Source organism: Pantoea sp. ACRSC, assembly GCF_022346785.1.
GTDB lineage: Bacteria > Pseudomonadota > Gammaproteobacteria > Enterobacterales > Enterobacteriaceae > Pantoea > Pantoea alvi.
In genome coordinates this window covers 48441-72268 of sequence record NZ_JAKRNN010000002.1, presented here as the reverse complement: position 1 = coordinate 72268, position 23828 = coordinate 48441, and the positions used below count along the sequence as shown (strand labels likewise).

The following is a 23828-nucleotide window of genomic DNA, read 5'->3' as shown; positions in this document are numbered from 1 at the left end:
GCAGAGACAGTTTTTTTGGCAAATCATAAGGATTTATCGCCGAAAGGGAAGCGGTTTCACCCGCTTAAACGCCGCCAGGACGCCCGCAGGCGTCCTGTCAGCAACAGCCGGTCAGGCTTATTTCAGCAGTTCAGCCGTCATATGTACGCCGTTGTTGGTGTAGGCTTCGGTCACTTTGTAAGATGCGCCCGCTTCTTTCGCCTGCGCCGCGATTTTGGCTTCCGCACCGTCAAGGGTAGAGTCGGTAGCGGTGACGCTCTGCGCAAAGCTGGTCAGGGGAAGAACAGAGAGAGCGATAACAGCAGCAAAAGTTTTGATAGTTTTCATGGTCAATTCCTCGGTAGATGTTTATTCAGGTAAGGCGTGTCGCCTTGTTGATATGAATAATAGACCGGGGAAGCTGCTGCTGATAGCGGAGATAATTGCCGTTCTTTATCAAATTTACTGAAAGTCAAAGCGCACATTAGGTGTAGCGGCGCCGCAAAAGGTTAACCCACTGGCATAAAGAAAAAGGGCAGCATATTTTGCTGCCCATTTGCCTGTTAGCCGTGATGTCGCACGCGAGTAAAGATAGTGACAGAGGCGAGCAGCATCAGCACGCCGCTGGCGAGAAAGACGCCGCCTGCGCCCTGCAGGTCGAACATCCAGCCGCCCGCCGCAGCCCCGCCGGTGATCGCCAGCTGGATGGTGGCCACCAGCAGGCCGCCGCCCGATTCCGCGTCGTCCGGTACCGCGCGCGAGATCCAGGTGGACCAGCCGGTCGGCATCGAACCAAACGCCAGCCCCCACAGCGCCACGCCCGCGGCCACCAGCCAGGAGAGATCGGCAAAGCTCACCAGCGCCATCGCGCTCAGCGTCAGCGATACGCTGCGCGTCACCAGGTAGCCCGCCAGCGAGGTGCCGATGAAGTTCGCCACGCCAAACGCCAGCAGCACCAGCGAGAGCTGATTAAGGCTGAGCTGCGCGCTGCTCTCAAGGAACGGACGCAGGTAGGTAAAGAAGGCGAAGTGGCCGGTGAACATCATAATCACCGCCAGCATGCCCCAGCGCATCAGCCCGCTGCGCAGCAGATCGAGCACGCCGCCGCTGCGCGCTTTATTCTCTGGCGGCATCGCCGGCAGCGTAAAGCACTGCCAGATCAGCGCCAGCCCGCCCAGCCCGGCGGTCAGCATAAAGATATTGCGCCAGCCGATCAGGCCGCCAAGATAGCTGCCGAGCGGCGCGGCGATAATGGTTGCCAGCGAAATGCCGCTGAAAACGATCGACAGGGCGCGCGGCACCTGATCGCTGGGCACCAGCCGCATGGTGATAGCGGTAGAGAGCGTCCAGAAGCCGCCGATCGCCATGCCGAGCAGCACGCGCGCCAGCAGGATCAGCGTCAGGTTGCTCGCCAGCGCCACCAGCAGCGCCGAGGCGACCAGCAGCAGCGTAAAGGCCAGCATCACCACGCGGCGATCGAGCCGCCGCGTGACGCTGCCCACCACCAGACTGGTCAGCAATGCCACCAGCGCGGTCACCGTTACCGTTTGTCCCGCCTGCCCTTCCGACACCTGCAGCGAGGCGGCGATCGGCGTCAGCAGGCTGACCGGCAGAAATTCGGCGGTGATCAGGCCGAAGACCCCAAACGCCATTGAAAATACCGCGCCCCAGGCTGGACGCGCGGGTACGGAAACCTCATCAGCCACTTCGCTACTCAGACTCATGCAGCTTCTCCATAGAAAATTTATTAAGGCTGGAGCATAGAGGCTGCGGGCAAGACGATCTATGATGGTGACACCTTCATTATTGATAATTCGTCTGGAATGCAATGAGCCATTATGAAGATCTGACCAGCGAGCTGCTGATGGGGATGCGGCTGCACGGCGTGACCTATCAGCGCATTCAGCTCGCCGCGCCCTTCGGCCTGCGCTATGAGCATGCGCCGGGCCGCGCGCAGTTCCACTTTGTCGGGCGCGGGCCGCTGCTGGTGCGCGGCGCGTCGGGCGCCATCTTCACGCTTAATACCGGCGACGCGCTGCTGATCCCCCACGGCAAACCGCACAGCCTGCTTTCATCACCCGACGCCGCGACTGAGAATATTGCCGCCTACGTCAGCAAGCCGATCTGCGACAGCGTCTGCGCCATCGGCGCGCCTGCCGACGCCTGCGACGACGAGGAGAGCGTGATCCTGTTCAGCGCCTGTATGAAGTTCGAGCTGGGGGGCATGCAGCCGCTGATCAACACCATGCCGGATATCATGCTGGTGAGCACGCTGCTGTCGCAGTACCCGGAGATCCAGCCGATTCTCGACGCCATGGAGCGGGAATCGCGCACGCGCCACGCCGGGTTCGCTGGCATTCTGTCGCGGCTGGCGGACGTGGTGGCGGCGCTGATCGTGCGCGGCTGGGTAGAGAACGGCTGCGGCCAGGGCAGCGGACTGGTGCAGGCGATGCGCGATCCGCGCCTGAGCAAGGCGATTGCCGCGATGCACCGCGAACCGGGAGAGAACTGGACGGTCGAGCGGCTGGCGCGCGTGGCGGGCTGCTCGCGTTCGGTATTTGCCGAGCGCTTTCAGCACGCCACCACCATGACGCCGCTGCGCTATCTCACCGAGCTGCGCATGCGGCTGGCGGTGCAGCGCATCGTCAATAACGGCGAAGCGGTAGAGGTGGTGGCGTTTCAGCTCGGCTACGGCTCGCTGGCCGCCTTTAGCCGCGCCTTTAAGCGCATCGTTGGTCAGCCGCCCGGCGCACTGCGCGCCGGACGGGTAGAGGCGCGCGCCTCTTAGCGGAAGACGCTGATCGCCTCCACCAGCCGGTTGGCCTGGTGCGTCATACGGCCGGACGCCTCGGCGCTCTCCTGCACGCGCGCGGCGTTGCGGTGGGTAATATCGTCGAGATCCTCGACCGCCGAAGAGACCTCGCTCAGCGCGGTAGACTGCTCGGCGGTAGCGGCGCTGATCTGCGCAATCAGCGACGAGACGTTCTGCACCTGCGCGACAATATCCTGCATGGTGCGTCCCGCCGCGTCGGCGTGGCGGCTGCCGAGCTGCACGCGGCTGGCGCTGGTTTCCACCAGGCTTTTGATTTCGCTGGCGGCCTTCGCGCTGCGCTGCGCCAGGCTGCGCACCTCTCCTGCCACCACCGCAAAGCCTTTGCCCTGCTCGCCCGCGCGCGCCGCCTCTACCGCCGCGTTAAGCGCGAGGATATTGGTCTGGAAGGCGATGCCGTCGATCACGCTGGTGATGTTGGCGATGCGCTGCGAACTTTCGGCGATCTCCGCCATCATGCCGACCATCTCCTGCATCACGTCGCCGCCCTTGCTCGCCGCCTGGCTGGTGCGCGCCGAAAGGGTATTCACCTCGCCTGCCGTTTCGGTGTTGCTTTTCACCGTGGCGGTCATCTCGTTCATGGTGGCGGCGGTCTGCTGCACGTTGGCCGCCGCCTGTTCGGTACGGCGGCTCAGCTCGTTGTTGCTGCTGGCGATGGCGTCGCTGGCGCTGAGGACATTAATCGCCTGGCCGCTGACGTCATCCACCAGCCAGCGGAACATCAGGCCGAGCTGGCCGACGGCGCGCAGCGTCATGCCCACCTCATCGACGCGGTCCATCTGCTCGACCTTATGGCTGGCACCGGTCGCCACGCTCAGCGCCTGCTGGCAAATGCGCTCGATCGGGCGCGAAATCTGCTGCTCCATCCACAGGCTGGTCAGCAGCAGCAGGATCGCCATGCCGCCGCTAAAGCAGCCCAGTGAGGCAGGCGTCATGCCGAGCAGCGCGGCACTGAGCGCCGCCAGCGGCAGCAGCGTCATCAGCGGCAGGCGAATGCGCCAGCGCAGCGGCAGCGTTTTCAGCAGCGATGTGACGCGACGCCAGCCGGTGCGGACTATCAGCCCTTTATGAAAGCGGCGCCCTTTGGCCCGTCCTTCACGAAAATCGCGGTAGAGCGCTTCGGCGCCGCGGATTTCCGCTTCGCCTGGCTTGGTGCGCACCGACATAAAGCCCTGCACCTTGCCGTTGCGCACGACCGGCACCGCGTTGGCGCGCACCCAGTAGTGGTCGCCGTTTTTACGGCGGTTTTTTACCAGCGCCGACCAGGGTTCGCCCTGCTTCAGCGTCATCCACATATCAGCAAAGGCTTCCGGCGGCATATCGGGATGGCGCACCATATTGTGCGGCTGGCCGTTGACCTCTTCCGGCGAAAAGCCGCTGACGTCGATAAAGGCGTCGTTGGCGTAGGTGATGTTGCTGTTGATATCGGTGGTCGACATCAGGGTCGCGTCATCGTCAAACACGAATTCGCGCTGGGTGACTGGCTGATTGTTACGCATGGCGGGTCCTTGAAAGGGCTGCGGAATGTCGGGAGATTATCAGTTATGTTTTTTTATATTTTCGGCAGCGAAAGACCCCAGCTTTAGAGGTGATAATAAATTTTCACCGCTAAAAAAGCGGCTGGCGAGCAATTAACCCGTCAGCCGCTTATTTATAAATCGTTAGCCCTTTTTAATAATCCTGTCGATCACCCCTGCAGGGCGCGGCGGATAAAACCCTGATGCGTCTTGAGCCGCGCGCGGGCTTCTGCGGCGTCGATATTGGCCAGCAGCATCAGGATAGCGGTTTTGCAGTGGCCGTCGCAGGCCGCCAGCGCGCGGCTGGCGCTCGCGTCGTCGCAGTCGGTGGCCTGCATAACGATGTTGATCTGGCGCTGTACCAGCTTCTGATTGGTGGCCTCAACGTCGACCATCAGGTTGCCGTAGACTTTGCCGCTGCGGATCATCGCGCCGGTGGTGAGCATATTAAGCACCAGCTTTTGCGCGGTGCCCGCCTTCATACGTGAGGATCCGGTCACCACTTCCGGGCCGACCACTGGCGTAAGCGCGATATCCGCCGCCTGCGCCAGTGCGCTGTTGGGATTGCAGGTGAGCGCCGCCGTGGTGGCACCGAGCGCGCGGGCGTACGCCAGCGCCCCCAGCACGTAGGGGGTGCGGCCGCTGGCGGCAATACCCACCAGCACATCTTTCGCGCTGAACTGGATATCACGCAGATCCTGCGCGCCCTGCTCGCGGTCATCCTCTGCGTTTTCTACCGCCTGCAGTATCGCCTTGTGGCCACCGGCGATAAGCCCCACAACCTGGTCGCGCGGCGTGCCGAACGTTGGCGGGCATTCGCTGGCGTCGAGGATGCCGAGCCGTCCCGAAGTGCCCGCGCCGCTGTAAATCAGGCGGCCGCCCTGCGCGAAGGCGGCGACGATAGCATCAACCGCCTGGGCGATCTGCGGCACGATCGCTTCAACCGCCAGCGCCACTTTTTTATCTTCGTCGTTAATGACGCGCAGCATCGCGTCGGTCGAAAGCTCGTCGATGTTCTGGCTGGCCGGGTTACGGCCTTCGGTGATGAGCTGGCTGAGGTCGATTGTCATGGGACGTGCTCCGGGCGTGATTTATCCAGGCCCGGTTTTATCATATTTGCGGGATAAAAAAAGGGTTCAGACGAGGTCTGAACCCTGTTATATGGCCAGGTGTTGCCTGAAAAGCCAGGTCAACGGATGGATTAGCTCGCCGTTTGCGCGCGCAGCTTCAGCTCGTAGGCTTTCGCCTGCTCGGCGTCGAACTGGTTCTCCCAGCGGGCGATGACCAGCACCGCCAGCGCGTTGCCGATAACGTTAAGAGCGGTACGCGCCATATCCATGATGCGATCGACGCCCGCGATAAAGGCCAGGCCCTCCAGCGGAATACCGACGCTGCCCAGCGTCGCCAGCAGCACCACGAAGGATACGCCCGGTACGCCTGCGATGCCTTTTGAGGTCACCATCAGCGTCAGCACCAGGATAATCTCATCGGTCAGCGACAGGTCGATGCCGTAAAGCTGCGCGATAAAGATGGCGGCGATGCTCTGATAAAGCGTTGAGCCGTCCAGGTTAAAGGAGTAGCCGGTCGGCACCACGAAGCTGGTGATCGCCTTCGGCGCGCCGTAGGCCTCCATCTTCTGCATAATGCGCGGCAGCACGGTTTCCGAACTGGAGGTTGAATAGGAGAGGATCAGCTCATCTTTCAGAATACGCATCAGGGTGGTGATGCGCAGCTTACAGAAGCGCGCCACGCCGCCGAGGATAACGAACGCGAAGAAGAGGATGGCGGCGTAAACCAGCAGCACCAGCTTCGCCAGCGGCCACAGCGAGGTGAAGCCGAAGTTGGCGATGGTCACGGCGATCAGGGCGAAGACCCCCACCGGCGCGTAACGCATAATCATGTGCGTCACTTTAAACATGGTTTCCGACACGCTGCGGAAGAGGTTGACCAGCGGATCGCGCTGCTCTGACGGCAGCGCCGACAGGCCCATACCGAACAGCACCGAGAAGAAGATAATCGGCAGCATGTCGCCCTTCACCAGCGAGGCGAAGATATTCTGCGGGATCAGCGACAGAATGGTGGTGACCAGGCTGTGAGGCCCGTTCTGCACCGCTTCGGTCGTGGCTTCATACTTAGAGATGTCCACCGTTGCCAGCGTTGACATATCAATGCCGGTGCCGGGTTGAAACACGTTAGCCAGCGTAATGCCGACCACAATGGCAAGGGTGGTGATCACTTCGAAATAGACGATAGTTTTAACGCCAATACGTCCCAGTTTCTTTGCATCGCCCACGCCGGCGATGCCGACAATCAGCGATGAAATAACGATAGGCACAACGATCATCTTGATCAGATGAATAAAGATGTCGCCCGCCGGGCTGAGAATGTTGGTGATTAACCATTCACGATCGTCTGGCTGATTATGCAGCACTGAACCGACAACAATGCCGAGCACCAGCGCAATCAGAATCTGCCAGGCCAGGCTTATTTTAAAACCTTTCATAACGCGTTATTTCCTCAGTCAAAACCCCTATTGCTACGCTGCGAAGGTGCAGAGAAGGATACACACAGGGAAGTGAGCAAAAGCCCGGTAAATTAGAGGGTTATTGAGGACAGCGTCCTCTACGAAAATGCGAAAATTCCCGTACTATTTTCAGACGCCGTCTGGTTGAGTCCTGCTGAGCAGGGGCGAGATAAGTACCATTTTCACTGTGGTAAATGCAACCCCTGGCGCGTTCGATTAAAGATTAGCCACTCTTATAGCATAAAATGCTGTTTGGTTATAAAAACCCTAACTTGCTGTTATGAAAAGTAATAGTTAGCAAATTTTCCGCATAGCTATGCAGCGCTGCGCAAAAAGGCGGCGGGATCGTTTGCTCTATTTTTCACCAGCTGCAGGTGCTGGCAGCGGCGGGTACCTGTCGACTTTTGCAACAGATCTCAGGCGGGCAAGCGCTGTCGTGATCTGAGGCGCAAAAAAGAAACAAAGCACTGGCTCAGGCTTCACTTAACCTTTGATTGACATATCATTAACATCTTCAAGGAGATCCGCCATGAGCCAACAACATAAACACCCGATACCTGCCGGCATCGCCGCGAATGCCCTGATCACTGCCGAGCAGTATCAGACGATGTATCAGCAGTCCGTCAGCGACCCGGATGCGTTCTGGGGCGAACAGGGGAAAATCCTCGACTGGATCAAGCCCTACAGCAAAGTGAAAAACAGCTCTTTCGCGCCGGGCAATATTTCTATTCGCTGGTATGAGGACGGCACGCTCAATCTGGCGGCCAACTGCCTCGATCGCCATCTGGAAAAGCGCGGCGACCATCCCGCAATTATCTGGGAGGGCGACGACGCCAGCGAAAGCAAGACCCTGACTTTTCGCCAGCTGCATCACCAGGTGTGCCGCTTCGCCAACGTGCTGCTGTCGCTGGGGGTGAAAAAAGGCGACGTGGTGGCGATCTATATGCCGATGGTGCCGGAAGCGGCGGTGGCGATGCTGGCCTGCGCGCGCATCGGCGCGGTGCATTCGGTGATTTTCGGCGGCTTCTCGCCGGAAGCGGTAGCGGGCCGCGTGGTGGACTCCAGCGCGAAGCTGGTGATTACCGCGGATGAAGGCGTGCGCGCCGGACGCCCTATCCCGCTGAAGAAAAATGTCGACGACGCGCTGAAAAACCCTACCGTCAACAGCGTGAAAAACGTGGTGGTGCTGAAGCGCACCGGCCAGTCGATCGGCTGGCAGGAGGGCCGCGATCTCTGGTGGTCAGACTTAATGGATAAAGCCAGCGAGCAGCACGCGCCCGCCGAGATGCAGGCGGAAGATCCGCTCTTTATTCTTTATACCTCTGGATCGACCGGCAAGCCGAAAGGGGTGCTGCACACCACCGGCGGCTATCTGGTCTATGCGGCGACCACCTTTAAGTATGTGTTTGATTACCACCCGGAAGATATCTACTGGTGTACCGCCGACGTCGGCTGGGTCACCGGCCACAGCTATCTGCTCTACGGGCCGCTGGCGTGCGGAGCCACCACGCTGATGTTCGAAGGCGTGCCGAACTGGCCGAAACCGAGCCGCATGGCGGAAGTAGTGGATAAGCACAAGGTAACGCTGCTCTATACCGCGCCGACGGCGATCCGCGCCCTGATGGCGGAGGGTGATAAGGCGATCGCTGGCACCAGCCGCCAGAGCCTGCGCATTATGGGCTCGGTGGGCGAACCCATTAACCCGGAAGCCTGGGAGTGGTACTACAACAAGATTGGCGACGGCCGCTGTCCGATTGTCGATACCTGGTGGCAGACCGAAACCGGCGGTTTTATGATTACGCCGCTGCCGGGCGCGACTGAGCTGAAAGCGGGCTCCGCGACCAAACCCTTCTTCGGCGTGCAGCCCGCGCTGGTGGATAACGAAGGCAATCCGCAGGAGGGCGCGGCCGAAGGCAACCTGGTGATCACCGACTCCTGGCCTGGCCAAGCGCGTACCCTGTACGGCGATCACGACCGCTTCGAGCAGACCTACTTCTCTACCTTCAAGAACTGCTATTTCAGCGGCGACGGCGCGCGGCGCGACGAAGATGGCTACTACTGGATCACCGGCCGCGTCGACGACGTGCTTAATGTCTCCGGCCACCGGCTCGGCACCGCGGAGATCGAGTCCGCGCTGGTGTCGCATCCCAAAATCGCCGAAGCGGCGGTCGTGGGCATTCCGCACAGCATTAAAGGCCAGGCGATCTACGCCTATATCACTCTGAACCACGGCGAAGAGCCGTCGCCGGAACTCTATACCGAGGTGCGCAGCTGGGTGCGGAAAGAGATTGGCGCCATCGCCACCCCCGATATCCTGCACTGGACCGATTCGCTGCCGAAAACCCGCTCCGGCAAGATTATGCGCCGCATTCTGCGCAAGATCGCCGCGGGCGACACCAGCAATCTGGGCGATACCTCTACGCTGGCCGATCCCGGCGTGGTGGACAAACTGCTGGAGGAGAAGCAGGCGATCCGTATGCCGTAACCGTCTTACCGGCGGGAGGTCTCTTCTTCCCGCCGCCCTTTCCTTACGCAGTGTGTTTCTGAAGTCACATAACAATATCTGACCAGGCCTTTCTCGCGCAGCGGCGTGAGGCTGCCGCCTGCATAACCTCTGGAGAAACTGTGATGAACGACGCCCTTTCCACTCAGGAGGCGCTCAATCAACGGATTGAACGTCACCCGCGCTTTCAGGAGCTGGTGCATAAGCGCCAGCGGTTTGCCCTGCTGCTGTCGCTGATTATGCTGGTGCTCTACGTCGGCTTTATTCTGCTGATCGCCTTCGCCCCCGGCTGGCTCGGCACGCCGCTGCATGACGGCACCAGCGTGACGCGCGGCATCCCCATCGGCGTGGGCCTGATTGTTATTTCTTTCGTGCTGACCGGCGTTTACGTCTGGCGCGCCAACGGCGAATTCGACCGCCTGACGAAGCAGATCCTCAGCGAGGTAACCCCATGAAGCGTCTTTCTCTCTGGCTGCTGGCGCTGCTGCCCGCCTCCGCGCTGGCGGACGCCCTGACCGGCGCGGTGCAGAAGCAGGGCACAAACTATCAGGCGATCGGCATGTTTGTGGTGTTTGTCGCCGCCACCCTGGGCATTACCTACTGGGCGTCGAAGCGCACCCGCTCGCGCAACGACTACTATACCGCGGGCGGCAATATTACCGGCTTCCAGAACGGGCTGGCGATGGCGGGCGACTTTATGTCCGCCGCCTCCTTTCTCGGCATCTCCGCACTGGTTTACACCTCCGGCTACGACGGACTGATCTACTCCCTCGGCTTCCTGGTGGGCTGGCCGATGATCCTGTTCCTGATTGCCGAGCGCCTGCGCAACCTCGGTCGCTACACCTTCGCCGACGTCGCCTCCTATCGCCTGCAGCAGAAGCCGATCCGCACCCTCTCCGCCTGCGGCTCGCTGGTGGTGGTGGCGCTCTATCTGATTGCGCAGATGGTGGGCGCGGGCAAGCTGATCCAGCTGCTGTTCGGCCTCGACTACCATATCGCCGTGGTGCTGGTCGGCATTCTGATGGTGCTCTACGTGCTGTTCGGCGGCATGCTGGCGACCACCTGGGTGCAGATTATCAAAGCGGTGCTGCTGCTGTTCGGCGCCAGCTTTATGGCGATTATGGTAATGAAGGCGACCGGCTTCAGCTTTAATACCCTCTTTACCCAGGCGATGGCGGTACACCCGAAAGGCGCGGCCATCATGCAGCCCGGCGGACTGGTAAAAGATCCTATCTCGGCACTGTCGCTGGGGCTGGGGCTGATGTTCGGCACCGCCGGCTTGCCGCATATTCTGATGCGCTTCTTTACCGTGGCGGATGCGCGCGAGGCGCGTAAAAGCGTCTTCTGGGCCACCGGCTTTATGGGCTATTTCTACTTCCTGACCTTTATTATCGGCTTCGGCGCGATCCTGCTGGTCGGGGCGAACCCCGCCTTTAAGGACGCCAGCGGCGCGCTGATTGGCGGCACCAATATGGCGGCGGTGCATCTGGCGAACGCGGTGGGCGGCAGCACCTTCCTCGGCTTTATCTCTGCCGTGGCCTTCGCCACCATTCTGGCAGTGGTTGCCGGGCTGACGCTGGCGGGCGCCTCGGCGGTGTCGCACGACCTTTACGCCAGCGTTATTCGTAAAGGCCAGGCGACCGAGCGTGAAGAGCTGCGCGTGTCGAAGATTACCGTACTGGTACTGGGGGTGGTGGCGATTGCGCTGGGCATCCTGTTTGAGAAGCAGAACATCGCCTTTATGGTCGGCCTCGCCTTCTCTATCGCCGCCAGCTGTAACTTCCCCATCATCCTGCTGTCGATGTACTGGTCGAAGCTGACCACGCGCGGCGCGATGGTCGGCGGCTGGCTGGGGCTGATCACCGCGGTGGTGCTGATGATCCTCGGCCCGACGGTCTGGGTGCAGGTGCTGGGCCACGCGTCGCCGGTTTACCCCTATGAGTATCCAGCGCTCTTCTCGATGATCGTCGCCTTTGTCGGCACCTGGCTCTTCTCGGTCACCGACCATTCGCCGCAGGGTGCGCAGGAGCGCGGCCGCTTCCGGGCGCAGTTTATCCGCTCGCAAACCGGCATCGGGATTTCGCAGGGCAAATCGCACTAATCTGGCTGTTTCCCCGCCAGCGTTCCCGGACGCTGGCGTTTTTATCCCCATCCCGGTGTAAATAGCGACTCATCGCATGATGCAAGGATCGCTACGCTGCGGTTGACCGCTAACCCGGCTAAAAGGCGTTTTGGCGAGCTCATAAGCAAAGCGCAGCACAAAGCCGTTACCCTCACCCAGAATGGCCGCACGGCCTTTATCTGTTTACCAGCGAGCGTATGTCGCCTTTAAGCCATGCAAACCGGAAAGCCTGCGCGCCAGAGTGGCTCGCGCTATTGCTCAGACGGCACAGGGTTAGCTGCACGCCGCAAGGTCTACAAATCATTGCGCTCGCCTGCCCAAAGCGGTGAAAAAGCGTCAGCCCTGGCAATAAAAAAGCCGGTCACGTAAGTAACCGGCTCAAAGGCTTTTAGGGCGATGATTAGAAACGCAGCGAAGCGCCGACGTACGGGCCGTCGACCAGCACGTTGTCTTTACGGCCGCCTTTGTTGTTCAGCTCGATATACTGATAGCCTACGCGCAGGTTCAGCAGTGAAATCGGCGTGAAGCTCAGGCCGCCAGCGGCTTCCTGATAGCTGTCGAGATGGTCGGTCAGACCTTCCGGCGCGTAGTAGTATTCGCCGTACAGGCCCCACATGTTGTTGAAGCTGTACTGCGCGCCGCCGCCCAGCGCCACGGCGAAGCCATCTTTACCATCTTCAGGATGGGTGAAAATGGTCTTGGCAGTCGGCGCCAGACGCAGGCCGCCGATATCGACGTTGTAACCCAGTCCCAGACCGTAGGTGCTGCCGTCGTGATCGCTGCGCAGCCAGTTGCCTTTAAGGAACAGGCCAGGCGAGGTGGTGCCCAGACCGACGTTCAGATTTGTGTTGTGCTCGCCAACATCCACGCTGCCTTCGATAGCCTGCGCTGCGCCGCTCATCAGCACCAGACCCAGTGCGCTCCCGGTAACAAGTTGCTTAAACATGATTCCACTCCATGAAAGGACAATAATTTCGGCGCAAAGGTTAACAGTCTGAAATCCCCTGACAACTCTATTTGGCAACCTTTACGTAAACAGACATGTCGATCGGTATTTTTTGTTGTCAGGCCGCCCACATTACATGAGCAATAAGCGGTGCCAGCACCACCGTCACCACGCCGGAAAGCATCATCACCAGGCTGGCAACCACGCCCTCCTGCTCGCCGAGCTGCCAGGCGCGCGCCGTGCCAGCCCCGTGCGAGGCCGCGCCCAGGCCCGCCCCTTTCGCCACGCCCTGCCGGATAGCGATGCGCAGAAACAGTACGTCGCCGATCGCCATGCCGAATACGCCGGTGATCACCACAAACAGCGCCACCAGATCGGGCTGGCCGCCGATAGGCTTCGCCGCCGCCAGCGCGAAAGGCGTGGTGATAGAGCGCACCGCCAGGCTGCGCTGGATCGACTCGGGCAGCGTCAGCAGCCGCGCCAGCCACACCGAACTGCACACCGCCACCAGCGTGGCGGTCAGCACGCCAGCGCTGAGCGACAGCCAGTGGCGGCGGATAATCGCCATGTTCTCATACACCGGCACGGCGAAGGCCAGCGTCGCCGGGCCGAGCAGCCAGAGCAGCCAGTGGCTTTCGGCGATATAGTCCTGCCAGGAGACGTGCGTAATCAGCAGCAGCCCGACCAGCAGCACCGGCGTCGCCACCAGCGGCATCAGCAGCAGCGTGCGCCAGCGGCGATAGAGGCGTTTATTAAGGAAGTAGATCAGCAGCGTAACCGCCAGGCAGAGCAGGCTAAGGATAAAATCACGCATCGCGCTGCTGCCTGCGCGCCGCGCGCGCCACTTCATACTGGTAGAGGCGATCGACCACCAGCGCGGTAGAGGCGAGCACCAGCATGGTGCTGAGCGCGATCACCACGCAGATGCGCCAGCCGTCGACGCGCAGCAGATCGCCGTAGTTCACCACCGCCACCACCGCGGGAATAAAGAACAGCAGCATCTCTGCCAGCAGCCAGCGCGAGCCCGCCCTGACCCAGCGCAGCGGCAGCACGCGCGTGACGATCAGCACCAGCAGTAGCAGCATGCCGACGATATTGGCGGGCAGCGGCAGATGCAGCCAGCTCACCAGACGATCGCTGGCGATAAACATGCCGATATAGAGCAGCAGCTGTAGCGGCAACCAGAGTCGTTGCAGCCGGCCCACGCGCTGCGGGCTGAGCGCTAACGCCATTTTCTTCTCTCCCTTCCTCAGATTCAGCGCGTAGTATAAATCCGCAACAGAAGGTGAAAAAAATGAATTAAAATTATTCTAATCATGCCAAAAGGGAATAGTTATGGACGTCCGCGCTTTACGCTACTTCACCGAGGTGGTGCGTCAGCAGAGTTTTACCCGCGCCGCGCAGAAGCTCTACGTTACGCAGCCCACCATCAGCAAAATGCTGCGCCAGCTGGAAGAGGAGCTGGGCTGCACGCTGCTGCTGCGTGACGGACGCAAGCTGCATCTGACCGACAGCGGTCAGGCGGTCTACCAGCGCGGGCTGGCGATTTTGCAGGAGTTTCACCAGCTTGAGGCGGAGATCGGCGACATTAACCAGCTTAAGACCGGCGAGCTGCGCCTCGGTATTCCGCCGATGGTCGGCATGCAGATCGCCGGCTCGATCTCAGCCTTTCGCCGCCGCTATCCCGGCGTCGCGCTCAATATCTCCGAGTTTGGCGGCCTGACCGTGCAGCAGGCGGTGCTGGCGGGCAGCCTGGATATCGCGCTCACCGCCCTGCCGGTCGATGCCGATCTGCCGCTCAATACGCTGCCGCTGATGCACCATCCGCTCTGCGTGCTGGTGCCGCGCCAGGCCGCCTGGCTTAACCGCAGCCATATCGCGCTGACGGAGCTGGCGGCGCATCCGCTGCTGATTTTTAACGAAGAGTTCTCTCTGAACCGCCAGCTGATGAAGGCGTTTCAGCGCCTTGGCGTGACGCCGCATATTGCGGTACGCAGCGGCCAGTGGGATTTTCTGGCGGCGATGGTGCAGGCGGAGATGGGGCTGGCGATCCTGCCGGAGCCGATCTGTCAGCGGCTCGATAAGCAGTCGCTGCTGTGGCTGCCGCTGGAGTCGGAGCTGAAGTGGAGTCTGGGATTGATCTGGCGCGAGGGAAGCTATCTGTCGCGCAGCGCGCAGGCGTGGATCGCCTGCTGCCGCGAACACTGGCCGGATGAAGCGCCGCGCCTGTCGGTCTAGGCGCGGCGCGCGGCTTACTCTTCTTTTTCGATCAGCAGCGCTTCCAGCAGGTCGAGATCGCGCAGCAGCCGCTGCATACTCTCATCGGAAATCTGCTGCGTCGCGCGCAGGTGATAGACCTCGGCGCGCTCGGCGCGCAGCGCGGTCAGGCGGAAACGGCGCTCCAGATTCTCGGCGAACAGCGCCTGCTCCAGATCGCTTTTGCCGTCGGCGCGGCGGCGCAGGTTGCCGATAACGCGCAGGCTCACCTCTTTCAGCAGCTCGGGATCGATATTCTCCTCGCTGTCCTTCTCCAGCCGCTCTTCCATTTTATGCAGGCTTTCAATCGCCACGCTCGCCATCACCGCGCGGGCGTTTTGCAGCTCGCGACGGTGGCCGGCTTTATCGATGCCGTCTACGCCGCGCAGCAGCAGCGGCAGCACCACCACGCCCACCAGCAGCGAAAAGAGGATGACGCCGGTTGCGATAAACACCAGCTCATAGCGCGCCGGGAACGGCTCGCCGGAGGTCAGGAACAGCGGAATAGAGAGCACGCCCGCCAGGGTGATGGCGCCGCGCACGCCCGCAAAGGTGGCAATCAGCAGCTCGCGCAGCGAGTAGTTGGCGAACTCCATCGGCTTCTTCTTCAGCACGCGCTTGCTGAGACGCTGCATGATCCAGAGCCAGCCGAAACGCACCACCATCAGCGCGGCGTAAACCAGGATAATGTCGGTAAACAGCATCCAGAGTTCCACGTTGGGATCGGCGTTGGCGGCATCAATCGAGGTGCCGATAATGTCCGGCAGCTGCAGGCCGAGCATCAGGAACACCATGCCGTTGAACACGAACTCCAGCATCTGCCAGACGCTGTTGGCGCGCAGGCGCATCGCCAGCGGCGCCTGACGGATAATGCCGGAGCGGGTAATGGTCATGCCCGCCGCGACCGCCGCCAGGATGCCAGAGACGCCGAGATGTTCGGCGATCAGGTAGGAGGCGAACGGCAGCAGCAGCAGCAGCACGGTTTGCGTCGCCGGATCGTCGCCGCTCCAGCGGCTCAGCAGACGCAGCGATTTACCATAGAGCCAGCAGACCGCCACGCCCGCAATCAGGCCGCCGATCGCCACCTTAAGGAACTCGATGCTGGCGCCGCCCCAGGTAAAGACCATCGTGCCCATCGCCACCGCAACGGCGAACTTCAGCGAGACCAGGCCGGAGGCGTCGTTCATCAGCGCCTCGCCCTGCACGATAGACATGATTTTCTTCGGGATGCGCCCCTCGCCGACAATGCCGGAGAGCGCCACGGCGTCCGTTGGCGACAGCACGGCCGCCAGCGCGAAGGCCGGGATCAGCGGAATGCCCGGCACCGTCCAGTAGATAAGGTAGCCGATGCCGACCACGGTAATCAGCACCAGCACCAGCGCCAGGCCGATAATTTCCCGGCCGTGGTGCAGGAACTCGCTAATAGGCGTTTTCCAGCCGTCGGCAAACAGCAGCGGCGGAATAAACAGCACAAGGAAGAGTTCCGGGTCGAAGTCGACATGCAGGCCGAAGGTCGGCCAGGCGAGCAGCGCACCGGCGAAGATCTGCACCAGCGGCAGCGGGATCTGGAACGGCAAGATGCGCGCGGCCACCCCGGAGAGCGACACCACCAGCGTCATAATGAGAATAGTGAAGAAGATTTCCATGCTTTCCTTAGGCGAATCGTAAAGTCAGAAAAAATGTTGTGAGCGCTAAAGTGTAAAGCAAAGTGCGCAGAGAATGACAAGTCACGCGTGCGGCGCGGCGAAAAATCAGAGAACGAGCCGGGCGAGACGGCGCTCGCCCGGTTTTACTGCTAGATCGCCCAGCCGCCGGCGTAAAACATCACCAGCGCGGCAGCAATCACCACGGTGCCAACGTTCAGCCTGCGCCACTCGCCGGCGAACAGGCGGCCCACCACCAGGGTGGCGAAACCGAGCATAATGCCGGTAACGATATTGCAGGTCAGTACGATAAAGACCGCAGTTACCAGGCCGGACATCGCATCGACAAAGTCGCCGAAGTCGATTTTCGCCACGTTGCTCAGCATCAGCAGGCCGACATACATCAGCGCGGGCGCGGTCGCATAGGCGGGCACCAGATAAGCGAGCGGCGACATAAACAGAATCGCCAGGAACAGCAGGCCAACCACAATCGCCGTCAGGCCGGTCTTACCGCCCGCCGCCGTGCCGGCTGCGGATTCGATATAGACTGCCGCAGGCGACGCGCCGACCAGGCCGGCGAACAGGCTGCTGACTGAGTCAGTGGTCAGCGCGCGTCCGCCGTTGAGGATCTGGCCCTTCTCATCCAGCAGGTTCGCCTGCCCCGCCACCGCGCGGATGGTGCCGGTGGCGTCAAACACCGCCGTCATCACCAGCGCCAGCACGCTCGGCAGCACCACCGGCTGTAGCGCCCCCATAATATCCAGGCTGAACAGCAGCGAGTTGCCCTGGCCGTCGCGCAGGCTGGGTAAGGCGAACAGCCCCTGAAACTTCACCGCCGGATCGAAGATAAGTCCGAGAACCGAGATAGCGATAATGGTGAGCAGAATGCCGCCCGGCACCCGGCGCTTCTCCAGCCCGACGATTGCCGCCAGCCCCAGCAGCGACATCATTACCGGAAACGAAGTGAAGTTGCCCAGCGCCACCGGCAGGCCAGGCGCAGGGTTCTTCACCACCAGCCCAATGCCGTCGGCGGCGATCAGCAGCAGAAACAGGCCGATCCCCACGCCGGTGCCGTGCGCCACGCCCATCGGCAGATTGCGCAAAATCCAGGCGCGGATGCCGGTCAGCGAGATAAAGGTAAACAGCAGCCCCATCAGGAACACCGCGCCGAGGGCGACCGGCACGCTGATATGCTGGCCGAGCACCAGACTAAAGGCAGTAAAGGCGGTGAGCGAGATGGCGCAGCCGATAGCCATCGGCAGATTGGCCCATAATCCCATGACGATTGAGCCAACGCTGGCGACCAGACAGGTGGCGACAAAGACCGCCGTGGGCGAAAAGCCCGCTTTGCCCAGCATGCCGGGCACCACAATCACCGAGTAGACCATCGCCAGGAAGGTGGTCAGTCCCGCCAGAATTTCCTGCCGGACGCTGCTGCCGCGTGCAGAAACAGAGAACCAGGCGTCCAGCTTGCCAGCGGACGAGCGTGATTCATATGACATAGTTGAGCCTCAAAATTTTTTGTTGTGTGAAACGCCCTGCGTCGCAGCCTGCAAAATCCCTGGTTATCGACCCGGCACCATAGCGCGCCAGGCGGCAGGCAAACGTTTACTTCGCGGCGGATAGCTGTCCGCTATGCGGCCAGATTAAAGGCACGGGATTATCCGGCGTTTGGCAGCCGATTTTCAACTGCTTCCTCGCTTAAATTCAGGACAAAAAGAGGCGCTGATGGGGCTTTCTGCGGGGTTGTGCGGCGACCGCTTCAGGGCCGCCGTCGCGTTAGGTTCTGATGTCGCGGGATTTTTTTGCCGCTTAGCCCCCTGGTAGCACCTCGCCGCCCTGCTGCACGGCGCGCTGCCAGGCGGCGCGCTGTTGCACAGTATTTAGCCAGGCCGCCGTGGCGGGCATATCATCCAGGCCGCCGCGCGACTGCAGCGCCAGCAGGGGAAAACTCATCTGAATATCGGCGATGCTGAAGCGCTTGCCGGCAAACCAGGGCTGAGCGGCCAGATGGTGCTCAATCATCTGGCGATGCGGCACCAGCTGCTTATCGAGCCAGGCCTTCTGTATGCCCTTGCCCAGCGCCGCGCCCGCCGGACGCAGCAGCCAGGGCACCGGCGCCTTGCCGAGACGGCTAAAGACCAGCTTCATCACCAGCAGCGGCATCAGCGAGCCTTCGGCATAGTGCAGCCAGTAATTAGCCTGCAGACGCGCCTGCTCGTCGGCGGAGGTCAGCCGCTGCTCGCGGTCATATTTGCTTTCCAGCCAGGAAAGAATGGCGCCCGACTCAGCAATCACCTGATTGCCGTCGGTAATTACCGGCGACTTGCCGAGCGGATGGACCTTCTTCAGCGCTTCCGGCGCCAGCATCGACGCCTCGCGCTGATAGCGTTTGATTTGGTAAGGCACTTCCAGCTCTTCCAGCAGCCACAGCACGCGATGCGAGCGCGATTGCTCAAGATGGTGGACGGTAATCATAGTCAATTCCTGTTGTGAGCCTCTGGCAAGTATAGCCTTCATCCTCTTTAGCGCGGCGGCTCGCCTTTATCATCCTGTTCGGGATCGAGCAGCACCGCGCCGGACCCCTGCTGCGCCAGCCGGTCGCCGGGATTGCGCAGCGGACAGTCGCGCATCGACAGGCAGCCACAGCCGATACAGCCGTCGAGGTCGTTACGCAGCCGCGTCAGGGTTTCGATGCGCTTATCCAGCTCCTCGCGCCAGTGCTGCGTCAGGGCGTCCCACTCCTGGGTCGACATGCGCTTGTTGGCGGGGATATGCATCAGGCTGTCGCTGACCGTGGCGAGCGGAATGCCGATACGCTGGGCAATCTTGATAATGGCGACGCGGCGCAGCACGTCGCGGCTGTAGCGACGCTGGTTGCCGCCGTTGCGGGTACTGAAGATAAGCCCTTTGCTCTCATAAAAATGCAGCGCGGAAACCGCCACGCCGCTGCGCCGCGCGACTTCGCCCGGCGTCAGAACCGGTTTTGGGTAGTTGCAATCTTTTTTCATCTGGCTCTTTACCTCAAGTTAACTTGAGGAATTATACTCGCCTCCGTCAAATAACGAATCCCTCAGAACTAAAGGACGAGATTATGATGCAAGAAGAGATCATTCACTCCCTGACGCGCTGGATCGATCAAAACCTGGATAAGCCGCTGTCGATCGATGACGTCGCGGCCAGGTCAGGCTATTCAAAGTGGCACCTGCAGCGTATGTTCCGTACCGTGACGAAACAGACGCTGGGTGGCTACATTCGTGAGCGTCGCCTGACGCTGGCGGCGGAAGCACTGCGCCAGACGCAGCGTCCGGTATTTGATATCGCGATGCAGTACGGCTATGACTCGCAGCAGACTTTTTCCCGCGTGTTCCGCCGTCAGTTTTCGCAGACGCCGACCGCCTATCGCCATTTTATGCGTCGCCAGGCGATCCAGCGTCCGCGCCGGGTAAACTTCGACTGCAGCGAGCCCGCGGCGAGCTACACCCAGCGCACCACCGGCGAATGCTGCCCGATTCGCTAAGCCTCAGGCGCCCTTAACGGGCGCACCTTTCCCCGCTTCTCTGCTTAACGCCCTGATATTCCTGCCAACATATCGATAAAAAAATTTCTACCATACCAGGTACAAATTTTGTTCAAAAAATCAAATCCAGTGATATAATGTGACCAAGATCACACATTAAATTCTTTTTGACGACGGAAAGCCTTTCCCTGACCACGCTTTCTGTCGCCGGTGATGTCCAGTAACCGTCAGGGATAATCACTTAGATTCAGAGGCTTAAGTCGATGGCGACCATAACCACCAGCTTGATCGTTATGCGTTGGGAACTGCTCAGCGCAATCATGATGTTTTTTGCCAGCACCCTTAAAATTAAATTCCGCCAGAGCAGCCATCATGTGATGGCCTTTATGTGCGGCGGCATTGGTCTCGGTATGAGCTGCTGGTTTGTGATGGGTCTGCTGGGCATCTCGCTGAGCATGGAAAACGTGCATCACTTTATGCTGGTGACCAAAGATACCTTTATTCAGGTGATGAGCCAGACGCCGCCCGACTGGCCTATGCCTTAATCGTTAGCCAGTAAAAAACCCCGCATAGCGGGGTTTTTTATTTTGCGGTGGTTATACAGAGCTGACGAAGCTGGCATGGCACGATCGCAAAGTCGCTTAACGCATCCATGCTCGCTCGGCCCGCGCCTTCCCTGGCGCGGGACGCTTTGCTCTTCGGCTTATGCCAGCTTCGTTTTGGCTTCGTTAGCCAATAAAAAACCCCGCAGCGCGGGGTTTTTTATTTTGCTGTGTGACTCAAACTTTCTTCAACAGCGCAGGAATATTGACGTCCTGCACCGAAACGCCCGGTCTCTGCGTGCCGCGGCGATCCTGAATCCACATATCTCCCATCATCTGATTAAGCCCGCGATCAAGCCCGGTCACCAGACCTGCGCCCGGCGTGAAGGTCAGCTCGCCGAAATAGATGCGGCCTTCATGGATATACCAGTCCACGCGCACGTAGTCGAAATCGCTCGCCAGCTTCTTGCTCAAATCGAGCGCGTGCTGCAGCGAATCGGCGATTTTCGTCACGTCGAGACCGGTATCGCGAATCTTATGAAAGGCTTCGGTCAGGTTATTGACGTAAAAATTCATCGACAGCTGCGGCTGGCAGCGGTTGTAGATCACCTGCAGCACATATTCAAAGCGGCCGTCGCGCTTGTTGAACATATGGAACTTGTAATCGATCGGCGCCGTTTTGCCGTCGCCAATATACTGTTCGACCAGAATACGCGGCTTGATATAGCGGTAGTGGATCTCGCGCGCCTCGTTGGCGAAGTCGGTCTTCAGCCACTTATAGCAGCTGTTGATAATCTGCTGTTTGCGCAGCGCGTCCGGCTCTTCCAGCAGGATCTCCACCATATTGGAGGCGTGATTCGGCTTGATGACCGTGCCCTTCCAGCTTTGCAGGCTATTCAGCGATGCCGGATCGGTGGACTGGTGCACCAGCGGAATCAGGTACTCGTTGCCAATCTTCTCGGCAATATAGTCGCGCACTGAATACTTGTCCGACAGGCGGCCGTAGATCTGATAGTCGCCATAGACAAATTTGCGGTACAGCACCTTTTCGTTAAACACCTTGGGCTGGCGCAAATTGGGCAATTTTCTGAACTTATGGAAGTAGTAAATGCGGTCCTGGTATGCCCAGGGCATCTTCTTAATGAAGTACTGCACACTTCTTCTGAGTTCATCTTTCAACTTAAACATATCTGACCTCATTTGTAGGTTTTGTAGTTGAGTGAGGAAACCTGAATTCTTTGAATGACGCCGTTTTTGAAGAAGTAATTCATTACGGTAAGGGACAAGAGTTCCGACACGAAGACGCTCCACGCAGCGCCCATAATGCCGTAGCCCTGGATCAGCCACCACGAAAGCGGCAGGCTGATCACCATCAGGCAGATGATTTTCTTCAACAGATAGTTGAAACCACCCTCTTTCACCATGTAGCGGTAGGCTACTGTGCCCATAGCGGAGAAACAGGTTGCCATTGACAACAACGTAATGAGACTTCCTGACTGTGTGTATTCTGAACCGTATAAAGCGATGATGATTTTCTCGCCGAACAGCGCGATGACCAGCAGCATCATCAGTGAAACTCCCATGACATAGCCGTTAAGCCGCGCTGCCAGCTTAATAGCCACTTCGCCGCGTTCCCTGAAGATCTCAGTGAAGCATGAAGTTATGAGCGCCACGGGGATAAAAATCCACGAAGCCGCGATTGTGTTGGCCGCCGCAAACAGCCCGAGGTCGCTTGCCGACGCAATGCCGGCTAAAAACATCTGCGCGGCTTTCACCTGCACCGAAATAAAAATACTGGAGATCGCCAGCGGCAAACCGGCGTACATCAGATAGCGCAGATAGGCGCTGCGCTTCTCCTGCGGCGGAGGAATATCCTGAGTTTCGCGGTAAAAGTTGTATCGTTTGATAGCGTAAGGCACCAGGGTCACGGCGACGATAGAGAGCGTCAGCCATGCCGGATTCAGGCGCAGCCAGGCGATAACGAAGCTGATGGTGAAGCTCAGCAGCATGCCGAGCGAGTTCGCAACGGTATTCAGCCGGGAGGCCAGGCGCGCGTTGTTGTAAACGCTGAAGGTGTCCTGGGTGACAAATACCGAGGCGACGAACGACGCCAGCGTAAACGCCAGAAAGTTTTGCGGCATGGTAAACCACACCCAGGCCAGCACCGGCACCGAGGTAAGCAGCAGTAAAATCATGCGCAGCGTGCGCGCCACGTTCATCAGGCGCAGCCCTTTCGGCGCGCTTTTGCTGATCCGCTTGAACAAGATAGTTTCGGTACCGAAGATGGCAACGGTCTGGACCATAGAAAATAAAGAGGTAGAAAACGCCATCTGGCCAAATACGGTTGGCCCGAATGATTTCGCCACGTAGGAGGTCACAAATATGACGCCAAAAACCGAGACGATCTTCTCAGACATCATCCAGGCGGCATTCGACATTACGCTTAATTTCATTGACTCATCCTTTGCATTACTTACTTCAACCGCTTCGGTACAACGTCCCTGTAACGAATTAACAAGCGCTCAGTGGGCCTGGCGTTATTTAAAGATTTCAAACCAGGCTGGTCCGAAAAATGAGAATCAGAACACGATTCGGTGAATATTTTCAGGATAATTCTGATTAAATTTGGCTCAGAACGGCTAATCTGGAATCGATTTCACGGTGAAAACAGAACCCATTCGCAAGCCATTTCCCTGCGAATTTAGCAAGCACGTTATGCTAAATATCAAATGTACGTAGAAATTTTTCGTATTTGGGATGGGAAGAATCTATAACAAAAATCCCTGACCAGGAAGGTGCGCCCATCCGATAAGAATAAAATAAGATTTATCCCATGATGATATTTATTCTAAATATCTTAATTTAACCCACGCAATTCTAATCGCGCACTTTAATACTGCATTAATAGTTTATTTACAGTGCCAGATATTAATACAGTACATCTCATCCATTAATCGATAAGAAAGGTAAGAGCATTTATGAGAAAGTCACGATATAGCGAAGAGCAAATCACAAATGCCATTAAAGCTTCTGAATCAGGGGTTAAAGTCAGGGAGATTTGTGACGAGCTGGGGATCTCTGAGGCCACCTTCTATAGCTGGAAAAAGAAATTCTCCGGTCTCTCTTCGGAAGAAGGAAGAAGAATCAAGGAGTTAGAAGATAAACTACAAACACTTACCCGTGAGCTGCAAATGCTCAACTCAGATAAGGAGATGCTGCAAAGCGTACTGAAGAACTTCTTTACTACCAATGAGAAACGTCAGGCGGTCAACTTCCTGCAGAGCACTTTCGACATCGGCACGCGCCGCAGCTGCCGCCTGCTCGATATTAGCCGCAGCGTTTATCACTACCCGTCAGGCTCGGAAAATCGATAAAACCAATAATACTGCCTTAAACTGACTTAGCGCTGAGATTGTTCTTACCAGAAGAGATGATGACACTTTAAG

22 protein-coding genes are annotated in these 23828 nt (G+C 59.2%); 8 read left to right on the top strand and 14 right to left on the bottom strand.

The genetic code is table 11. The features are described from left to right. Nucleotides 1-117: 117 nt before the first annotated feature. The gene (locus MHZ97_RS03810; RefSeq protein WP_103793686.1) at nt 118-327 is read right to left on the bottom strand and encodes a DUF1471 domain-containing protein; all 210 of its coding nucleotides are present in this window, start codon (nt 325-327) and stop codon (nt 118-120) included. A gap of 215 nt (nt 328-542) precedes the next feature. Beyond that, a complete protein-coding gene (locus MHZ97_RS03805) occupies nt 543-1703 on the bottom strand; it encodes an MFS transporter (RefSeq protein ID WP_239313593.1) in 1161 nt (386 codons plus the stop codon). A 104-nt stretch (nt 1704-1807) separates the two neighbouring features. Here MHZ97_RS03805 and MHZ97_RS03800 point away from each other — a divergent pair, with 104 nt between their 5' ends. Continuing rightward, a complete protein-coding gene (locus MHZ97_RS03800) occupies nt 1808-2767 on the top strand; it encodes an AraC family transcriptional regulator (RefSeq protein WP_103793684.1) in 960 nt (319 codons plus the stop codon). Here the strand turns inward: MHZ97_RS03800 and MHZ97_RS03795 are convergent. The 3 genes from MHZ97_RS03795 to gltP all read right to left on the bottom strand — a co-directional run bounded on the left by MHZ97_RS03795 (nt 2764) and on the right by gltP (nt 6829). Beyond that, nucleotides 2764-4308, bottom strand: coding sequence for a PAS domain-containing methyl-accepting chemotaxis protein (locus MHZ97_RS03795; RefSeq protein ID WP_103793683.1), 1545 nt, complete (start codon nt 4306-4308; stop codon nt 2764-2766). The genes MHZ97_RS03800 and MHZ97_RS03795 overlap by 4 nt on opposite strands. A gap of 188 nt (nt 4309-4496) precedes the next feature. Further along, nucleotides 4497-5396, bottom strand: a complete 900-nt coding sequence (murQ, locus tag MHZ97_RS03790) for an N-acetylmuramic acid 6-phosphate etherase (protein ID WP_239313612.1) — start codon at nt 5394-5396, stop codon at nt 4497-4499. 131 nt (nt 5397-5527) lie between these two features. Continuing rightward, nucleotides 5528-6829 carry a glutamate/aspartate:proton symporter GltP gene (gene gltP, locus MHZ97_RS03785; RefSeq protein WP_103793681.1) on the bottom strand — a complete coding sequence of 434 codons (1302 nt, stop codon included), beginning with the start codon at nt 6827-6829 and terminating at the stop codon, nt 5528-5530. Between the two features lie 550 nt (nt 6830-7379). Between gltP and acs the strand changes: the two genes are divergently transcribed. From acs to MHZ97_RS03770, 3 genes are all read left to right on the top strand, one after another. Then, nucleotides 7380-9335 (top strand): acetate--CoA ligase, encoded by a 1956-nt coding sequence (gene acs, locus MHZ97_RS03780; RefSeq protein ID WP_239313615.1) that lies wholly within the window; start codon nt 7380-7382, stop codon nt 9333-9335. 143 nt (nt 9336-9478) lie between these two features. Then, entirely contained in the window at nt 9479-9808 is a 330-nt protein-coding gene (locus MHZ97_RS03775) for a DUF485 domain-containing protein (RefSeq protein WP_103793679.1), read from the top strand. Continuing rightward, the gene (locus tag MHZ97_RS03770) at nt 9805-11454 is read left to right on the top strand and encodes a cation acetate symporter (RefSeq protein ID WP_239313618.1); all 1650 of its coding nucleotides are present in this window, start codon (nt 9805-9807) and stop codon (nt 11452-11454) included. Before MHZ97_RS03775 ends, MHZ97_RS03770 begins: the two co-directional genes overlap by 4 nt. A gap of 421 nt (nt 11455-11875) precedes the next feature. Here MHZ97_RS03770 and MHZ97_RS03765 read toward each other — a convergent pair whose 3' ends face one another. From MHZ97_RS03765 to MHZ97_RS03755, 3 genes are all read right to left on the bottom strand, one after another. Next, nucleotides 11876-12421: a YfaZ family outer membrane protein gene (locus tag MHZ97_RS03765; protein WP_103793676.1), complete on the bottom strand. Its 546-nt coding sequence runs from the start codon at nt 12419-12421 to the stop codon at nt 11876-11878. A 118-nt stretch (nt 12422-12539) separates the two neighbouring features. Beyond that, nucleotides 12540-13235 (bottom strand): LrgB family protein, encoded by a 696-nt coding sequence (locus MHZ97_RS03760; RefSeq protein ID WP_103794024.1) that lies wholly within the window; start codon nt 13233-13235, stop codon nt 12540-12542. Next, nucleotides 13228-13653 carry a CidA/LrgA family protein gene (locus MHZ97_RS03755; RefSeq protein WP_103793675.1) on the bottom strand — a complete coding sequence of 142 codons (426 nt, stop codon included), beginning with the start codon at nt 13651-13653 and terminating at the stop codon, nt 13228-13230. Before MHZ97_RS03755 ends, MHZ97_RS03760 begins: the two co-directional genes overlap by 8 nt. A 103-nt stretch (nt 13654-13756) precedes the next feature. On the opposite strand from MHZ97_RS03755, the gene MHZ97_RS03750 reads away from it, so the two are divergent. After that, a complete protein-coding gene (locus MHZ97_RS03750; RefSeq protein ID WP_103793674.1) occupies nt 13757-14659 on the top strand; it encodes a LysR family transcriptional regulator in 903 nt (300 codons plus the stop codon). Between the two features lie 14 nt (nt 14660-14673). On the opposite strand, the gene MHZ97_RS03745 is transcribed toward MHZ97_RS03750, so the two are convergent. The 4 genes from MHZ97_RS03745 to soxR all read right to left on the bottom strand — a co-directional run bounded on the left by MHZ97_RS03745 (nt 14674) and on the right by soxR (nt 19331). Continuing rightward, the gene (locus tag MHZ97_RS03745) at nt 14674-16323 is read right to left on the bottom strand and encodes a Na+/H+ antiporter (protein WP_103793673.1); all 1650 of its coding nucleotides are present in this window, start codon (nt 16321-16323) and stop codon (nt 14674-14676) included. A 149-nt stretch (nt 16324-16472) separates the two neighbouring features. Continuing rightward, nucleotides 16473-17822, bottom strand: a complete 1350-nt coding sequence (locus MHZ97_RS03740) for an NCS2 family permease (RefSeq protein WP_239313620.1) — start codon at nt 17820-17822, stop codon at nt 16473-16475. 310 nt (nt 17823-18132) lie between these two features. Further along, on the bottom strand, nt 18133-18798 hold the full coding sequence (locus MHZ97_RS03735) for a glutathione S-transferase family protein (protein ID WP_103793671.1): 666 nt from the start codon (nt 18796-18798) through the stop codon (nt 18133-18135). 47 nt (nt 18799-18845) lie between these two features. Then, a complete protein-coding gene (gene soxR / locus MHZ97_RS03730; protein WP_239313622.1) occupies nt 18846-19331 on the bottom strand; it encodes a redox-sensitive transcriptional activator SoxR in 486 nt (161 codons plus the stop codon). A gap of 83 nt (nt 19332-19414) precedes the next feature. On the opposite strand from soxR, the gene soxS reads away from it, so the two are divergent. Continuing rightward, nucleotides 19415-19840, top strand: a complete 426-nt coding sequence (gene soxS, locus MHZ97_RS03725) for a superoxide response transcriptional regulator SoxS (protein ID WP_103793669.1) — start codon at nt 19415-19417, stop codon at nt 19838-19840. Nucleotides 19841-20103: 263 nt separating this feature from the next. Then, the gene (locus tag MHZ97_RS03720; protein WP_103793668.1) at nt 20104-20385 is read left to right on the top strand and encodes a YjcB family protein; all 282 of its coding nucleotides are present in this window, start codon (nt 20104-20106) and stop codon (nt 20383-20385) included. A 234-nt stretch (nt 20386-20619) separates the two neighbouring features. Here the strand turns inward: MHZ97_RS03720 and MHZ97_RS03715 are convergent, their stop codons facing one another. Then, nucleotides 20620-21570, bottom strand: coding sequence for an ATP-grasp fold amidoligase family protein (locus tag MHZ97_RS03715; protein ID WP_103793667.1), 951 nt, complete (start codon nt 21568-21570; stop codon nt 20620-20622). An 8-nt stretch (nt 21571-21578) separates the two neighbouring features. Then, the gene (locus MHZ97_RS03710; protein ID WP_103793666.1) at nt 21579-22835 is read right to left on the bottom strand and encodes a polysaccharide biosynthesis C-terminal domain-containing protein; all 1257 of its coding nucleotides are present in this window, start codon (nt 22833-22835) and stop codon (nt 21579-21581) included. Nucleotides 22836-23360: 525 nt separating this feature from the next. On the opposite strand from MHZ97_RS03710, the gene MHZ97_RS03705 reads away from it, so the two are divergent. Beyond that, a complete protein-coding gene (locus MHZ97_RS03705) occupies nt 23361-23756 on the top strand; it encodes a transposase (RefSeq protein ID WP_239313624.1) in 396 nt (131 codons plus the stop codon). Nucleotides 23757-23828 lie beyond the last annotated feature (72 nt).

Excerpts from the sequence above, each read along its gene's own strand:
- MHZ97_RS03715 (WP_103793667.1), bottom strand. The coding sequence starts at position 21,570 with ATGTTTAAGTTGAAAGATGAACTCAGAAGAAGTGTGCAGTACTTCATT.
- murQ (WP_239313612.1), bottom strand. The coding sequence starts at position 5,396 with ATGACAATCGACCTCAGCCAGCTCATCACCGAAGGCCGTAACCCGGCC.
- MHZ97_RS03735 (WP_103793671.1), bottom strand. The coding sequence starts at position 18,798 with ATGATTACCGTCCACCATCTTGAGCAATCGCGCTCGCATCGCGTGCTG.
- MHZ97_RS03745 (WP_103793673.1), bottom strand. The coding sequence starts at position 16,323 with ATGGAAATCTTCTTCACTATTCTCATTATGACGCTGGTGGTGTCGCTC.
- MHZ97_RS03770 (WP_239313618.1), top strand. The coding sequence starts at position 9,805 with ATGAAGCGTCTTTCTCTCTGGCTGCTGGCGCTGCTGCCCGCCTCCGCG.
- soxR (WP_239313622.1), bottom strand. The coding sequence starts at position 19,331 with ATGAAAAAAGATTGCAACTACCCAAAACCGGTTCTGACGCCGGGCGAA.
- MHZ97_RS03810 (WP_103793686.1), bottom strand. The coding sequence starts at position 327 with ATGAAAACTATCAAAACTTTTGCTGCTGTTATCGCTCTCTCTGTTCTT.
- MHZ97_RS03760 (WP_103794024.1), bottom strand. The coding sequence starts at position 13,235 with ATGCGTGATTTTATCCTTAGCCTGCTCTGCCTGGCGGTTACGCTGCTG.
- gltP (WP_103793681.1), bottom strand. The coding sequence starts at position 6,829 with ATGAAAGGTTTTAAAATAAGCCTGGCCTGGCAGATTCTGATTGCGCTG.
- MHZ97_RS03800 (WP_103793684.1), top strand. The coding sequence starts at position 1,808 with ATGAGCCATTATGAAGATCTGACCAGCGAGCTGCTGATGGGGATGCGG.
- MHZ97_RS03750 (WP_103793674.1), top strand. The coding sequence starts at position 13,757 with ATGGACGTCCGCGCTTTACGCTACTTCACCGAGGTGGTGCGTCAGCAG.
- MHZ97_RS03720 (WP_103793668.1), top strand. The coding sequence starts at position 20,104 with ATGGCGACCATAACCACCAGCTTGATCGTTATGCGTTGGGAACTGCTC.
- MHZ97_RS03795 (WP_103793683.1), bottom strand. The coding sequence starts at position 4,308 with ATGCGTAACAATCAGCCAGTCACCCAGCGCGAATTCGTGTTTGACGAT.
- MHZ97_RS03775 (WP_103793679.1), top strand. The coding sequence starts at position 9,479 with ATGAACGACGCCCTTTCCACTCAGGAGGCGCTCAATCAACGGATTGAA.
- MHZ97_RS03705 (WP_239313624.1), top strand. The coding sequence starts at position 23,361 with ATGAGAAAGTCACGATATAGCGAAGAGCAAATCACAAATGCCATTAAA.
- MHZ97_RS03755 (WP_103793675.1), bottom strand. The coding sequence starts at position 13,653 with ATGGCGTTAGCGCTCAGCCCGCAGCGCGTGGGCCGGCTGCAACGACTC.
- acs (WP_239313615.1), top strand. The coding sequence starts at position 7,380 with ATGAGCCAACAACATAAACACCCGATACCTGCCGGCATCGCCGCGAAT.
- MHZ97_RS03765 (WP_103793676.1), bottom strand. The coding sequence starts at position 12,421 with ATGTTTAAGCAACTTGTTACCGGGAGCGCACTGGGTCTGGTGCTGATG.
- MHZ97_RS03740 (WP_239313620.1), bottom strand. The coding sequence starts at position 17,822 with ATGTCATATGAATCACGCTCGTCCGCTGGCAAGCTGGACGCCTGGTTC.
- MHZ97_RS03805 (WP_239313593.1), bottom strand. The coding sequence starts at position 1,703 with ATGAGTCTGAGTAGCGAAGTGGCTGATGAGGTTTCCGTACCCGCGCGT.
- soxS (WP_103793669.1), top strand. The coding sequence starts at position 19,415 with ATGATGCAAGAAGAGATCATTCACTCCCTGACGCGCTGGATCGATCAA.
- MHZ97_RS03710 (WP_103793666.1), bottom strand. The coding sequence starts at position 22,835 with ATGAAATTAAGCGTAATGTCGAATGCCGCCTGGATGATGTCTGAGAAG.